We start from the raw sequence: 15,257 nt of genomic DNA, 5'->3' as shown, positions 1-15,257 counted from the left end.
AAACGTAATAGTTCAGCCATGCTTTCGTTACTTCAAGTTAATACGCAAAGACGACGTACTCTTAACTTCTTCCATTACAACATAGGTTCTAGATTCGCTCACTCCCGGTAAGCGCAACAAGGTGTCACCTAGCAACTTGCGATAGCTACCCATGTCAGCAACACGTGCTTTCAATAAAAAGTCGAAATCGCCAGACACAAGATGACATTCTTGGATGTCGTCGTGTAACTTAACCGCAGCAGAAAATTCTGCAAAGATATCGACAGATGTTTTCGTCAGCGTAATTTCAACAAAAACCAGCATTGCAGCACCAAGCTTTTCGGGGTCAACTACAGCATGATAGCCCTTAATATAGCCTTGGCTTTCCAATCGCTTAACCCTTTCAAGACAAGGACTAGGACTCAATCCTACTTCTTTTGCCAGTTCTACGTTTGAAATGCGGCCGTTTTTTTGTAGTTGAACCAAGATATTTCTGTCTATTCGGTCAAGGTGTTTTGGCGTTTTCACCAACATATAAAATTTCCTTAAATAGCACTTATTCCAAATTATATTCTAATAAGTGGCATTCTTCAGCAGATAGTTCGTTTTTTATTGTCGTATACTCGCCGACATAACGCCCTTGTTATTAATGCGGTTGTTTCTTGTCCTTTATAGATTAAAGGCCAGAGCTCAACTAGCCTTTACATGACATTTAATCAATACGAGCCATTAAGAAGCTCACGCAATAAAAGAGGATTACGCATGTTAGTTGGTGTACCAAAAGAGATTAAAAATCACGAGTATCGTGTTGGCTTAACGCCTGCAGCCGTAAAAGAATTTGTTAGCCACGGCCACAATGTACTTGTAGAAACTAAGGCAGGTGATGCAATTGGTTTCACTGACGAAATGTATGTTGAAGCAGGCGCTGCAATTGCATCTACTGCTGAGCAAGTATTTGCTGAAGCTGAAATGATTGTAAAAGTGAAAGAGCCTCAGCCAAACGAATGTAAAATGTTGCGTAAAGGCCAAACGCTTTATACCTATCTACACTTAGCACCAGACCCAACGCAAACAAAGTTGCTTGTTGAATCGGGTGCAACGTGTATTGCTTATGAAACGGTAACCGACGATCGCGGTGGTCTTCCACTACTTGCTCCAATGAGTGAAGTAGCAGGTCGTATGTCTGTTCAAGCCGGAGCTCATTACCTAGAAAAAGCGCACGGTGGTAGCGGAACACTATTAGGAGGCGTACCGGGCGTAGCTCCGGGTAAAGTATTGGTTATTGGTGGTGGTGTTGTAGGTATTAACGCAGCGAAAATGGCTCTTGGCCTAGGCGCTGATGTAACTCTACTTGACCGTTCACTACCAAGACTTCGTCAACTAGACGATATTTTCAATGGTCAGGTTAAAACAGTTTACTCAACGGTAGACGCCATTGAGCACTATTCTTCAAAAGCTGACCTAGTCGTTGGTGCGGTACTGATCCCTGGTGCAGCAGCACCGAAACTATTAACGCGCGAACACATTGCAGCTATGAAGCCTGGTTCTGTATTGGTCGACGTTGCTATTGACCAAGGTGGCTGCTTTGAAACATCAAAAGCAACTACGCACCAAGATCCAGTTTACATGGTTGATGATGTTGTACATTACTGTGTTGCCAATATGCCAGGTGGCGTTGCACGCACATCAACAATGGCGCTTAACAATGCAACCTTACCCTTTGGTCTAGCCCTTGCGAATAAGGGACCAGTTAAAGCAATGCTTGAAGACAAGCATTTACTTAATGGTCTGAACGTTCACGAAGGTAAAGTGACGTACAAAGCTGTTGTGGATGCACTAGGCGCAGAACTAGGTCTTACATATACGCCAGCTGAAGCAGCACTTAAAGGCGAATAACGCCTGCTTAACGTGATGTAACATAGCTAGACGTTACTCAACTAAAAAAAAGCTCGGATATGTTTTCACATTCCGAGCTTTTTTTATGTGGTTAAAAGATTTGCTATGCGCTTATAGAGGCATTTACTGCTTTTAACACGGCAATGGGATCTTCAGCTTTAGTAATGGGTCTTCCCATTACTAGGTAATTCACGCCTGCTTTTATTGCGTCAGGCGGCGTCATTACTCTTTTTTGATCGCCCACATCAGCACCAAGTGGGCGAATACCTGGCGTAACAAGCAGAAAGTCGTCGCTGTGTTTTGTTCGCAATGCCTGTGCTTCTTGCGCTGAACAAACAATACCATCCAGGCCCGCTTGCGCAGTTAAGTTTGCTAACCGCAGTACTTGCTCTTCTGGTGTCACATTGCTTATTACATCGGCTAATTGCGACTCGTCCATACTGGTAAGTACGGTCACAGCGATAAGCTTCGTTGATGGGTGACTACTATTAGCAATCGCTTCTTTAGCGGCTTGCATCATAGGAATACCACCAGATGCATGAACATTCACCATCCAAACACCCAACTCTGCGGCTGCCTTACACGCTTTTGCCACTGTGTTGGGGATGTCGTGAAATTTAAGATCGAGAAAAACATCAAAGCCCTTAGCAATAAGTGCTTTAACAAATTCAGGACCGAATAATGTGAACATTTCCTTGCCCACTTTCAATTTGCATAAGCTAGGATCTAGCTTATCTACAAAAGCAAATGCAGAGTCTTTGTTGTCATAGTCTAAAGCAACAATAACGCGTGGGTCGTGCATGTTTAATTATTCTCCGTCTAGCCCTTTAATTGGTTTCACTACGCCCCACTTTTTGCAACTGGGGCATAGCCAGTATAGTTTACGACCGGAAAAGCCACAGCTGTTACAACGGTACTTGGGGCGCTGTAACATTTGTTTTTCAACCAGTTCTTTTAACAACCGCAAGCTGTCTGCTGTCGTTTGATCTGACAGTTGATCGATGTATAAGCCCATTAGCGTTTTGAAGCCACGCATGGTAGGACGCTTGCGCAACTGTTCAAGTAAATATTCTGCCGCTTGTGCCGTGTCGCCACGTTTAAGTAATACATCAACCATTGCCAAATAGGATGTTGCGCACTCTTGCCAGTGTGCTTCCAGGTTTTGTTGAAACGCTTCCCAGTCTCCAGTTTCTTCAGCGATTTTTTCGAGACTAGGTACTGCTTCGCTGAACCAATTAATATCCCTTTCTGCCACTTGTGTGAAATACGCGTTGGCATCGGTATAGCGTTTCTGGTTAAGTGAGATTTCGCCCAGCATAAGCCACGGCCTTACGGCATGTTCGTCTGCATTCACGGCTTTTTGCAGTAAGGTCAATGCAGCGCCTTGGCTTTCATTTTTAAGCTCAACCGCAGCCTGCTCACAATAAAAATGAGCTAAACGCTCACAAACCTCATCATTGTCGCCATGACATTGAACCATACGCTCAGCTAGCTCTATTGCGCGCTCCCATTCTTTGGTGGTTTGGTAGATACTGAATAGTTGCTGCTGTGCGACAAGGTAATGCTTTTCACTATTAAGTAATTGTAGAAATGCATTTTCAGCGCGCTCGAGAAATCCGGCTTGCGTGTAATCGTGCCCCAATTCTCTTAATGCATTTTCACGTTGTGCAGGTTGAAGCTCATCGCGGCTCACAAGATTTTGATGCACTTTAATCGCGCGGTCTATTTCCCCTCGATGACGAAAGAAACTGCCCATCGCAATATGGGTTTCGACCGTGTCGCTATTGACATTGATCATTTTAATGAGTGTATCAACAGCTTTATCGGGCTGGTCAGATAAAAGAAAATTCAGCCCTTTATAATAGTGTTTAGAGAGAATACTTGACTGTTTTCTTTGCGCTTGGCGGACACTATTTCGGCCCATTATCCAACCGTATCCAGCCGCAACAGGCAAAAGTAGAAACAGCAGTTCAAGCATTAGTGTTGTTGTTCCAATCGCTGAATTTTATTTTGTGCTGCCATAAGTTGTACACGCAAACGCAGCCAACCTACCAGCATAACCAGAACACCAATTGCCACCCCAATCGCTAGGGTGATAGCAATTAACGTAGACATACGTAAATTCGCTTGAGCGATAAGATAATTTACGGTTACTTGAGATTCATTTAGTGCGCCAATAACAAATGCAAACGTCAATAGCACTAAAATGAGTATGAATGTCAGGATCCCTTTCAACACTAAACCCTTTTTATTGATTTATTGATAAGAATAGCAAATTGCTCAAAGAGATAATAGGAAAAAGCGAGGGTGAAGGTTCATCTCATTACACTAGATACGTAACAAGCCAGCACGAGCTATGCCGCCCCTTCTCTCTCGGTGTCTGGTCTTTGCGCTTTTGCTATTAGGTTATCAACAACCAAATCGTGATGTAATGCCGACATATTAGTGATAAAGATGCAATGAGTATAACCTGCTTGCATTGTCTCAAGTTTGTCGTACATGGCTTTATCGAGTTTAGAAAGTTGTGCTAGTCGCTTTTTCGTCAATGGCGTTGTAGCGCCATGGCAGCGCACTGCGGTAACATCCGTGGCACTGAGTTGGATTTTACTCTCATCAAGTTGATTTTTGATTTGTGTCCGCAGCTTTGAATAAAGGAAGTCACGTTCTTTGATATAAACTAGTCTGCTATCACTTTTTCTAACGCAGTGAACAACAAGTGCTTGCTCAGAGGTTTCTTTAAACATTGCCTCTAATATTTGAGATTTTGGTTTGGCTTGCCCTTTGTCTGCGAAAAAACCATGAAGCGGGATAATGTTTTGCGTGCGAGAGAACGGATATAAATCGTCTGATGCGTCGCTTTGATAAACCGTTTTTAATCTATCTAGAGTAAACCGGTTCATTACGCACAATACCGATAGCGAAGGCATATGCCTAACGGCCAGCTCCCAGATAAAACGGTGGGTGAGGCGCTGTGTACGCGCAATATCGTTTAGCTTGAAATAGGCAGAGTTCTCTTCGACCATAGAATCAACACTGGAGCTCACTTTGGCTTTGCGCGCGTCTTCCGTTAAGCACAAACGAACAACGCCATTATCAGCGTCATAGTGCACTACCTTATACTTTTCACCTTTGATCTTAAGGTCTGGTATTGTTACGCGAATTTCTTGCTGCACATCGCTGTTAGGCGCTACTTTTAACTTCATGCCACTTGCACTTAAGTCAGAGACACGGGCATCGATTGATGACAACAACCCTGTTTTAATTGACGCAGCCTTATCCATTAAATATCGCGTTTCGCAGCGCCTATCTAAGTCTTCCTCCATAACATAATCAATTTGCCAGTTCTTGCCACTGGCTTTAAGTGTCTTGGACAAAGGCTTAAAATCACATTTAGCGAGCAATGATAAATTACTGAGATAGTTTGTGACATCTTTACAATAAAGCACGTGAGTAATTTGTGCTAAATGCTCGAATTCCTTGCTTGAGATGTCGTGAATAGCGAAAGCTTTAATTTTATCCTGTTTACTCACTTCATCTAATCGACAATGAGTACAAATAAAATCCTCGCTTTTTGCCAACAAATACACGAGCGCGTTTAATTGACCGAGCGCGAGTAGTTGACGATGCGTGGCGGTGATTTGAATATTGCCACTTTTTGTCTTGATATTACCGTGAAATACATACGCTTCGTTGTATTTTCTCAGTTCTTCAACCAAGGTCGCAAAAATGGGCTTATCTTGCAGACTTGCCAGCACTTTGGTCGAGTTATTGTGTTCCACGTTAGCTTTAGTATAAAGCGCAATAACTGGCTTTAACGATGTTTTGTTCGGTGCTAGAAAAACCGGAAGCCATGGGCTATTTTCTAAAATGCGATCGCGCTCTAGTTCTTGCATGGCGCGCTCAATTTCTAAATCACGCTGCAATGGTTGCTTGTAAGCCGTAATACTGACGTAGCGCTTTAACGCGGTAACTAGCGAAGGGTCAAGATCATCAGGAAAAACAAAACTCGACTCATACTTACCTAAATGCTTGTTGTATTTAACCGACTCTAACTCAAGCGTTACGTCTGTTTGTTCTTTTGTAAGTCCAGCTATTTCGGGCAAGGTAAAGGTAAGCTTATCGCCAGTGCTTGCATTAGGTGGGCGCTTGGTCTCTAGGGAGAACCCTTTGTATGACAGCGAGCTTATTGCACAGTGCCTGCCCTTTTCGAATTGAGCTGACGCAAGCGTAAAATTCGGACGAATCGCGATATCATCACCAAAATCAATATCGGTGAATGATTGGCTTTCAACATTAAATGCATCGACAATCTTTTTGAATTGCTCTTTCTTTATCTGCGACTGGTAAAAGTCAGAATTCATCACCGATTCAAAAACACCTACGGTGTATCTGTCTTGATAAAGTGATGTTTCGTTTTTAAGTATTTGAGCCCCTACTTTGTCTAAGCGCATCTGAACACCAAAGTGCTTAAACTTCATTACAGGGAATTGTGCAAAGGCAGAGTTATCAGCAGGCGCATCAGTAAGTGACGTTAACCGTACCACTTCCTCTTTAACAACTTTCCTTACGCTACTTGGGAGTCTTTTTGAGAATTTGTTTATCCCCTCTAGCAGTCTGTTTTGCTGTTCATAGGGGATTAAAGCACGTATGAGCGGCTGATATTGCTTAATTATTGATTGTTCGTCGCCGGCTGACATTACTTCTACTAATACCGTTTTATTATTATCTGGATAATATATAACCGTATTAATCTACCCGTCAATAGACAAAGTCAACTAAACAAAAGTATAAAAAGCAACCAAGATGATGTTTTGATGGAAAATTAATGTTAATAAAATAATAAAGCCGCGTTATTTTCACGCTGCTATTGGATGTTAGATTGGACTTGGATGTATTAAAAAAGCCGCTTTTCAGCGGCTTTCAAATTTTTTATGCAATTGACGCATCTACTCTTTCACGAAGCTCTTTCCCTGGCTTAAAGTGCGGTACATATTTACCGTCAAGCTTTACTGTTTCACCCGTTTTCGGGTTTCTACCTACGCGTGGCGCACGGTAGTGAAGAGAAAAGCTGCCAAAACCTCTAATTTCGATACGCTCACCTTTTTGTAAAGTTTGCGCCATCTGCTCTAAAAGTTCTTTAATGGCCAGTTCAAGTTCCTTCGCAGGAATATGACGCGCTTGATCCGCGAGCCGTTCAATTAATTCAGACTTGGTCATGCTTAACCTCATTGTCAATATTATTGTTTAAACAGCTATCGCGAACTGGGTGTGCATTTGCACACCCACAAAAGCATTATTCGCCTTTAGCAGCTTTAAATGCTTCTGCCATCGCGTTAGCGAAACCAACATCTTCTTGTTGGTTAACTTTATCGATAGCTTCTTTTTCGTCAGCCTGATCTTTCGCTTTAACAGATAGGTTAACAGTGCGGTTCTTACGGTCAACGCCCATGAACTTCGCTTCAATGCTATCACCAACGCTTGCTACTTCTGTTGCGTCTTCAACACGCTCTACAGCAAGATCTGCAACGCGGATGTAGCCGTCAACTTCTTCAGCTAGGTTTACAGTAACGCCTTTCGCATCAACTGCTGTTACTGTACCAGTAACGATAGCACCTTTCTTGTTATCTGTCAGATACTTGTTGAAAGGATCTTCTTCGATTTGCTTAACGCCAAGAGAGATACGCTCACGCTCTGGGTCGACTTGTAGTACGACTGCAGAGATTTCATCGCCTTTCTTGTAGTCGCGAACCGCGTCTTCACCAGACTTGTTCCAGCTGATGTCAGAAAGGTGAACTAGACCGTCGATGCCGCCGTCAAGGCCGATGAAGATACCGAAGTCAGTGATTGACTTGATCTTACCAGACACTTTGTCACCTTTTTCGTGTGACTCAGCAAAAGTTTCCCAAGGGTTAGCAATGCACTGCTTAAGACCTAGAGAAATACGACGACGCTCTTCGTCGATTTCAAGAACCATTACATCTACAGTGTCACCTAGGTTAACAACTTTAGATGGGTGGATGTTCTTGTTAGTCCAATCCATTTCAGAAACGTGTACAAGACCTTCAACGCCGTCTTCGATTTCAACGAAGCAGCCGTAGTCAGTAAGGTTAGTAACCTGACCGTTGATCTTAGTACCTTCTGGGTAACGAGAAGCAATTTCTTGCCATGGATCGTTGCCCATTTGCTTCATACCAAGAGAAACACGTTGCTTCTCTTTGTCGAACTTAAGTACTTTAACGTTGATTTCGTCACCAACATTCACGATTTCACTTGGGTGCTTAACGCGCTTCCAAGCCATATCAGTGATGTGTAGTAGACCGTCTACGCCACCAAGGTCAACGAACGCACCGTAGTCAGTAAGGTTCTTAACGATACCCTTGATTTCGTGACCTTCTTCAAGGTTAGCAAGAAGTGATTCACGCTCTTGGCTGCTTTCAGCTTCGATAACTGCACGACGAGAAACAACAACGTTGTTACGCTTAGCGTCAAGCTTGATAACTTTAAATTCAAGCTCTTTGCCTTCTAGGTGAGTAGTGTCACGTACAGGGCGTACGTCTACTAGTGAACCAGGAAGGAACGCGCGTACACTGTTAACTTCAACAGTGAAACCGCCTTTAACTTTACCGTTGATAACGCCCTTGATAGTAACTTTATCTTCGTAAGCTTTTTCCAGCTCAACCCACGCTTCGTGACGCTTCGCTTTTTCGCGAGATAGGATAGTTTCACCGAAACCATCTTCAACTGCATCTAGTGCTACGTCTACTTCGTCACCGATAGCGATTTCTAGTTCGCCTTCAGCGTTCTTAAATTGGTCTGCTGGGATAGCACTTTCTGATTTCAAGCCCGCGTCAACAAGAACGATGTCTTTGTCGATAGAAACAACAGTACCTTTTACAATTGAACCAGGACGTGTTTCTAGTTCTTGTAAGCTTTCTTCAAAAAGTTGTGCAAAATTTTCAGTCATAAGTCTCAAATAAACTTTTAAGTTGATATCCACGCTTCTAATCCGGATAACGTGGGGTTATTAAAATTAGTCGCCACTTCCTGTAGCAACACTGCTTTGGATGCGATCAGCTCTCGTCTGTTAAAGGCGTGAGGAAATAATATCCATCGCTTTTTCAAAGACTTGGTCAATATCCAAGTCCGTTGAATCAATAATTACAGCATCTTGTGCCGGTACCAAAGGGGCAACCGCGCGTTGTGTATCACGCTCGTCTCTTGCCTTGATATCGGTTAAAAGGCGCGCAATATTAACATCCATGCCCTTAGCTTTCAACTGGCTATAGCGACGCTCAGCACGGGCTTCAGCGCTTGCGGTAAGAAAAATCTTAACCGGCGCATCTGGGAAAACCACCGTACCCATGTCGCGACCATCTGCCACCAAACCAGGGTCTTGTTGGAATGCACGCTGCCTACGAAGCAGTGCTTCACGCACTCTTGGTAGTGCTGCTACTTTTGAAGCCACTGCGCCTACATCTTCAGTGCGAATATCGTCAGTGACATCTTCGCCTTCTAAAATGATGCGCGTTGCTTCTTCATTCGTCTCAAAACTTACGTCGAGACCGGTTGCAAGAGGAACAACACATTCTTCATCATCACACGGAAGGTCGTGGTGTAGTGCGGCAACTGCTAGTACGCGGTATATTGCTCCGCTATCTAAAAAGTGCCACCCTAATTTCTTTGCTAATAAGCTACTTAACGTACCCTTACCAGCACCACTAGGACCGTCAACCGTGACTACGGGTGTGGAATGCATACCTGCTCCATCATCTAATTACAAAAATCGCGCGCAATTATACGCTTTACTTCAAGATAAGCAATGCCACCTGAACAAGGTGGCATTGTACATTTGACTAATTTTGATACAGAGTCACACTGAAATGCGCTTATATTAGCGCTATTCGGGTGCCCTAGTAGCGACGTTACGCACTGTAAAGCGTCTTAAATCGAGTGAAGTAGTCAGGGAACGTCTTGCGCGTGCAGCCTGGGTCGTTAATAGTCACCGGCGTATCACTTAGTGCCACTAACGAGAAGCACATTGCAATGCGATGGTCATTATACGTATCGATTTCTGCATGCTTAAGTTGGTCAGTTGGCCATACTGTTATGTAATCGTGCCCTTCTTCAACCTTGGCACCTAACTTTTGAAGTTCTGTCGCCATGGCATTTAGTCGGTCTGTTTCTTTAACGCGCCAGTTGTAGATGTTTGTCATGGTCGTTGGACCTTCTGCAAACAAAGCTGTTGTAGCAATGGTCATGGCCGCATCTGGAATATGGTTCATGTCCATATTAACCCCTTTAAGTGGTGCGCCCGTCACTTCAACGTATTCATCGTGCCACACTACCTTTGCGCCCATCGCTTCAAGCACATCAGCGAAACGAATGTCACCTTGTATGCTATTTTGGCCTATACCAGTTACGCGTACCGTGCCACCTTTAATTGCGCCAGCGGCTAGAAAATAAGACGCTGATGATGCATCACCTTCAACCATAAATTTACCGGGCGCAACGTACTTTGCATCGCCCGATATGGTAAATGTCTGGTAATTATCGTTATCTACCGACACACCGAATTTGGCCATCGTATCTAATGTGATATCAATATAAGGCTTAGAGACAAGTTCACCTTTGATACGAATAACCACGTCACCAGTGAAAAGTGGCGCAGCCATCAACAGTGCTGTCAAAAACTGGCTTGAAACACTTCCGTCAACTGACATTTCGCCGCCGCTTAGTGTTTTACCTTTTATTTGAAGTGGCGGAAAACCATCATTTTTCAAATAAGTAATATCGGCATTGGCCTCGCGTAGTGCATCAACCAAATCACCAATCGGGCGTTCTTCCATGCGAGGCTCACCAGTAAGCACAGTATCAACATTACTTGCCGCGAGTGCCGCACATAGGGGGCGCATTGCTGTACCCGCATTGCCCAAAAATAACTCAAGGGGTTCTGCAACGTCAAAAGCCCCATTGTTACCTTGTACGACACAACGTGTTTTGTCTTCATTCAGCTCATAGCTTACACCAAGCTTGGTCAGGGCATTCAGCATATGTGAAATGTCATCACTGTCTAACAGGTTCGTTAGTTCAGTTTGTCCTTCCGCCAATGCCGCAAGTAACAATGCACGATTAGACAAGCTTTTTGAGCCAGGTACATTGACCTCTCCCGATACCTTTGCAATCGGGTCTAATGTTAACTGCTCCATTTTATCCATTCACTCTTTCAAATTCGCGCATAAATTCAACTAGCGCCACAATGCCTTCAACCGGCATTGCATTATAAATACTGGCACGCATGCCCCCTACCGAACGGTGCCCTTTAAGCGCGAGCAGCCCAGCGTCTTGAGATTGCGCTAAAAATAGCTTATCGAGCTCAGGATCTGCCAAATGGAAAGGCACATTCATCTTCGAACGATTGTCTGGGTGAACTTTACTTGAATAAAAATCAGAGCTATCAATGGCTGAATACAGCAACGCCGCTTTTTCGCTGTTGCGTTTGGCCATTGCGTCTACACCGCCCATGTCTTTTAGCCATTCAAATACAAGGCCTGCCAAATACCACGAAAATGTCGGTGGTGTGTTGTACATGGAGTCTGATTTTGCAGCTAGCGCATAATCGAAAATAGACGGTGTTTCCTTACGTGCTTTGCCTACCAGATCGTCGCGAACAATAACCACAGATAAACCACTAGGCCCAATGTTTTTTTGCGCACCTGCGTAAATAACACCGTGTTTCGCCACATCAATAGGTTGCGATAGTATAGTAGATGACATATCAGACACTAACGGTACATCGCCTGCTTCAGGTAGCCAATCAAAGGCAATACCGTCTACAGTTTCATTAGGGCAAAAATGATAATAGGCTGCGGTTTGGTCAATATCACTTAGTGAAGGGTTAGCAACGTACTGTAGGCCATCTTTGTCGGTAACATTACCTACCACCACTGCATTGTTGTACTTCTCAGCTTCTTCAACTGCGCCTTTTGACCAAGAGCCACTTACTAAATGTAAGCTAGTGTCGCTTGTACTGGAAAGGTTTAGCGGCACAGCAGCAAATTGACCACGACCGCCACCATGCGTGAACAGTACGTGATAATTAGATGGCACTGACAATAGGTCACGAAGATCTTGCTCCGCCTTTGCCGCTATTTCAATGAAGTCTTTGCCACGGTGGCTTACTTCCATTACAGAGCAGCCTAAGTCGCGCCAGTTTGTGAATTCAGCTTGGGCTTTTTGCATCACTTCCTTTGGAAGCATTGCAGGGCCTGCGCAAAAGTTAAAAACCTCTTTCATTGCGTTTTTCAACACCTGTAAAAATAACAAGCGGCTTAAGCCGCTTGTTTGAAAGAACACTGATAATGCGCGTACGTTAATGTCGCGCGCTACCCCTACTCTTCTGTCGTTGAGCTATCGCCGTCTTGTGCGGCGTTTTCTTGCTCTTGAACAGCAGTTTCTGCTTGTTCAGATGCATCTTCAGAAATTATCGGGTTACCGTCTTCATCAAACTCTTGTAACTCCTCAACCTCTTCAATGCGCTGTAGACCAACCACATGCTCACCTTCTACGGTACGTATTAGACGAACACCTTGTGTATTACGGCCTACAACCGATACTTCGCTTACGCGGGTACGCACTAGTGTACCCTGGTCACTGATAAGCATAATTTCGTTGCTTTCGTCCACTTGCACAGCGCCAACAACTTTACCATTACGCTCAGAGACTTTAATCGATACTACACCTTGTGTCGCACGACTCTTCGCTGGGTAATCTTCTAGCGGCGTACGCTTACCAAAACCGTTTTCAGTGGCCGTTAAGATTGGACCATCGCCTTTCGGCACGATAAGAGAAACCACTTTCTGACCGTCTTGAAGCTTAATACCACGCACACCGGTTGCCGTTCTGCCCATTGGGCGTAGCGCTTGAAGCTCTTCACCTGTTTCAGGATCGCGCTTCACTTCGCCAGTTTCGCTATCGCGAAGCTTTTCGTTGAAGCGAACCACTTTACCCGCGTCAGAGAACAACATAATGTCGTCGTCACCGTGGGTGATGTCTACACCAATTAGCTCATCGCCTTCATTAAGGTTAACTGCAATGATACCGCTTGAACGTGGGCGAGAATATAGGCTTAGATCTGTTTTCTTCACGGTACCGTTAGCCGTAGCCATCAGTACAAACTTACCTTCTTCAAACTCTTTGATTGGAAGAATAGCAGTAATACGTTCGTTTTCTTCAAGTGGAAGAATGTTCACGATTGGGCGTCCGCGCGCATTTCTGCTTGCAAACGGCAACTGATACACTTTTAACCAATACAAACGACCGCGTGTAGAGAAACACAAAATGTGGTCGTGCGTATTTGCAACAAGTAATCGCTCGATGAAATCTTCATCTTTCATCTTCGTCGCCGACTTACCACGACCACCGCGACGCTGCGCTTCGTAATCAGTTAATTTCTGATACTTAACATAGCCTTCGCGAGACAGTGTAACCACTACATCTTCTTGTTCGATAAGATCTTCAATATCAATATCGTGGCTTGCAGCAGTAATTTCTGTGCGGCGTTCATCACCAAATTCATCGCGAACTTTTTCAAGTTCTTCTTGAATTACTTCCATCAAACGCTCAGGGCTGTTTAGGATATGAAGTAGTTCAGCGATGATTTCTAGAAGTTGCTTATATTCTTCTAGGATCTTTTCATGTTCAAGGCCAGTTAATTTGTGCAGGCGTAGATCAAGAATAGCTTGTGCTTGTTGCTCAGTAAGGTAGTACTTGCCGTCGCGAATACCAAATTCAGGCATTAGCCAATCAGGACGGGCTGCATCATCGCCAGCACGCTCTAGCATTTGCGCTACGTCGCCTAAATCCCAACCCTGTGCAACAAGTGATTTCTTCGCATCTGCTGGACTTTGCGATGCTTTAATCAACTCAATAATTGGGTCGATATTAGCAAGTGCGATTGCAAGACCTTCTAAGATGTGTGCACGGTCACGGGCTTTACGCAGTTCAAACACAGTACGGCGAGTAACCACTTCACGACGGTGAAGGATAAACGCTTCAAGTGTTTCTTTAAGGTTAAATACCTTGGGCTGACCGTTATCTAGCGCAACCATGTTGATGCCGAATACTGTTTGCAACTGTGTATTGGCATATAAATGGTTAAGCAGTACTTCAGCAGATTCGTTGCGTTTGACTTCAATAACAATGCGCATACCGTCTTTATCAGACTCGTCGCGCAGTGCAGAAACGCCTTCGATACGCTTTTCTTTTACCAGTTCAGCAATTTTTTCAATAAGACGCGCTTTGTTAACTTGGTAAGGAATTTCGTTTACAACAATGGTTTCTTTTCCATTATTGTCAGTCTCAATTTCTGCTTTAGCACGTAGATAGATTTTACCACGACCGGTGCGGTATGCATCTTCAATACCTTTACGGCCGCTGATCATCGCAGCTGTTGGGAAATCTGGACCTGGAATATACGTCATCAAATCATCAATGGTAATTGATGGGTCTTGGATAAGCGCAACACAGCCATTGATAACTTCAGTCAGGTTGTGAGGCGGAATATTTGTCGCCATACCAACCGCAATACCAGATGAACCATTTACTAACAGGTTTGGTACCTTAGTAGGCAATACTTCTGGGATATGTTCTGTGCCGTCATAGTTTGGCACAAAATCAACAGTTTCTTTGTCGAGATCGGCTAGCAGTTCATGAGCGATTTTTGCCATGCGTACTTCGGTGTAACGCATTGCAGCTGCCGAGTCACCATCAACTGAACCAAAGTTACCCTGACCGTCTACAAGCATGTAGCGCAGTGAGAAAGGCTGCGCCATACGAACAATAGTGTCGTATACAGCAGAATCACCATGAGGGTGGTATTTACCGATAACATCACCTACCACACGGGCAGATTTTTTATACGGCTTGTTAAAGTCGTTTTTCAGTTCGTTCATAGCGAACAGCACACGACGGTGCACTGGCTTCAAGCCATCTCTTACATCAGGCAATGCTCGCCCGACAATAACGCTCATCGCGTAATCGAGGTACGAGTTTTTTAACTCTTCCTCAATATTAACGGGGAGGATTTCTTTAGCGTTATCAGACATAAACTGCTTAATCCCTTTATCTTAGTTTGTTCTGCGTTATCCATTGCAGCCACTTTACAGCAATTGTGAAAGCGGCTCTTGGGCGCGCATGGTTATTATTATGTGGGTCATAATGTTGCTTCGAGTGTACCACTTGATGACAGAATTATGTAGCGCTTAATTACGCTTATTAATCAACAAAAAGGCAAGCGATTATTTTTCGTTCAGCCAGATACAGAAAAAGCAGTTTTATAACTAAAAACAGTAAAACACGCCGCCAAATTGCGATATGTTAATAAG

The 15,257-nt window shown here is 44.0% G+C and carries 12 protein-coding genes; 1 reads left to right on the top strand and 11 read right to left on the bottom strand.

From position 1 onward, the window contains the following. Positions 1-27: 27 nt before the first annotated feature. On the bottom strand, positions 28-513 hold the full coding sequence (gene lrp / locus JN178_RS09645) for a leucine-responsive transcriptional regulator Lrp (protein ID WP_131093305.1): 486 nt from the start codon (positions 511-513) through the stop codon (positions 28-30). 228 nt (positions 514-741) lie between these two features. Between lrp and ald the strand changes: the two genes are divergently transcribed. Then, entirely contained in the window at positions 742-1,875 is a 1,134-nt protein-coding gene (gene ald / locus JN178_RS09640) for an alanine dehydrogenase (protein ID WP_159624671.1), read from the top strand. A gap of 103 nt (positions 1,876-1,978) precedes the next feature. On the opposite strand, the gene pyrF is transcribed toward ald, so the two are convergent. The 10 genes from pyrF to gyrA form a co-directional block, all read right to left on the bottom strand. After that, complete coding sequence (pyrF, locus tag JN178_RS09635) at positions 1,979-2,677, bottom strand: orotidine-5'-phosphate decarboxylase (RefSeq protein ID WP_202265626.1); 699 nt, start codon at positions 2,675-2,677, stop codon at positions 1,979-1,981. A gap of 6 nt (positions 2,678-2,683) precedes the next feature. Then, positions 2,684-3,853, bottom strand: a complete 1,170-nt coding sequence (gene lapB, locus JN178_RS09630; RefSeq protein ID WP_159624674.1) for a lipopolysaccharide assembly protein LapB — start codon at positions 3,851-3,853, stop codon at positions 2,684-2,686. Beyond that, positions 3,853-4,113: a LapA family protein gene (locus tag JN178_RS09625; RefSeq protein WP_232369740.1), complete on the bottom strand. Its 261-nt coding sequence runs from the start codon at positions 4,111-4,113 to the stop codon at positions 3,853-3,855. Before JN178_RS09625 ends, lapB begins: the two co-directional genes overlap by 1 nt. A gap of 116 nt (positions 4,114-4,229) precedes the next feature. Then, complete coding sequence (locus JN178_RS09620; protein ID WP_202265622.1) at positions 4,230-6,572, bottom strand: PilZ domain-containing protein; 2,343 nt, start codon at positions 6,570-6,572, stop codon at positions 4,230-4,232. 232 nt (positions 6,573-6,804) lie between these two features. Beyond that, on the bottom strand, positions 6,805-7,092 hold the full coding sequence (gene ihfB, locus JN178_RS09615; protein WP_014949641.1) for an integration host factor subunit beta: 288 nt from the start codon (positions 7,090-7,092) through the stop codon (positions 6,805-6,807). Positions 7,093-7,168: 76 nt separating this feature from the next. Beyond that, positions 7,169-8,839 carry a 30S ribosomal protein S1 gene (gene rpsA / locus JN178_RS09610; protein WP_159624680.1) on the bottom strand — a complete coding sequence of 557 codons (1,671 nt, stop codon included), beginning with the start codon at positions 8,837-8,839 and terminating at the stop codon, positions 7,169-7,171. Positions 8,840-8,959: 120 nt separating this feature from the next. Continuing rightward, positions 8,960-9,631: a (d)CMP kinase gene (gene cmk / locus JN178_RS09605; RefSeq protein ID WP_159624682.1), complete on the bottom strand. Its 672-nt coding sequence runs from the start codon at positions 9,629-9,631 to the stop codon at positions 8,960-8,962. Positions 9,632-9,797: 166 nt separating this feature from the next. After that, positions 9,798-11,081: a 3-phosphoshikimate 1-carboxyvinyltransferase gene (gene aroA, locus JN178_RS09600; RefSeq protein WP_202265620.1), complete on the bottom strand. Its 1,284-nt coding sequence runs from the start codon at positions 11,079-11,081 to the stop codon at positions 9,798-9,800. A gap of 1 nt (position 11,082) precedes the next feature. After that, positions 11,083-12,168, bottom strand: a complete 1,086-nt coding sequence (serC, locus tag JN178_RS09595) for a 3-phosphoserine/phosphohydroxythreonine transaminase (RefSeq protein ID WP_202265618.1) — start codon at positions 12,166-12,168, stop codon at positions 11,083-11,085. Positions 12,169-12,263: 95 nt separating this feature from the next. After that, positions 12,264-14,978 (bottom strand): DNA topoisomerase (ATP-hydrolyzing) subunit A, encoded by a 2,715-nt coding sequence (gene gyrA / locus JN178_RS09590; RefSeq protein WP_202265616.1) that lies wholly within the window; start codon positions 14,976-14,978, stop codon positions 12,264-12,266. Between the last annotated feature and the right edge of the window lie 279 nt (positions 14,979-15,257).

Source organism: Alteromonas sp. KC3 (assembly GCF_016756315.1).
Lineage (GTDB): Bacteria > Pseudomonadota > Gammaproteobacteria > Enterobacterales > Alteromonadaceae > Alteromonas.
This window is presented reverse-complemented; position numbering and strand designations above follow the sequence as displayed.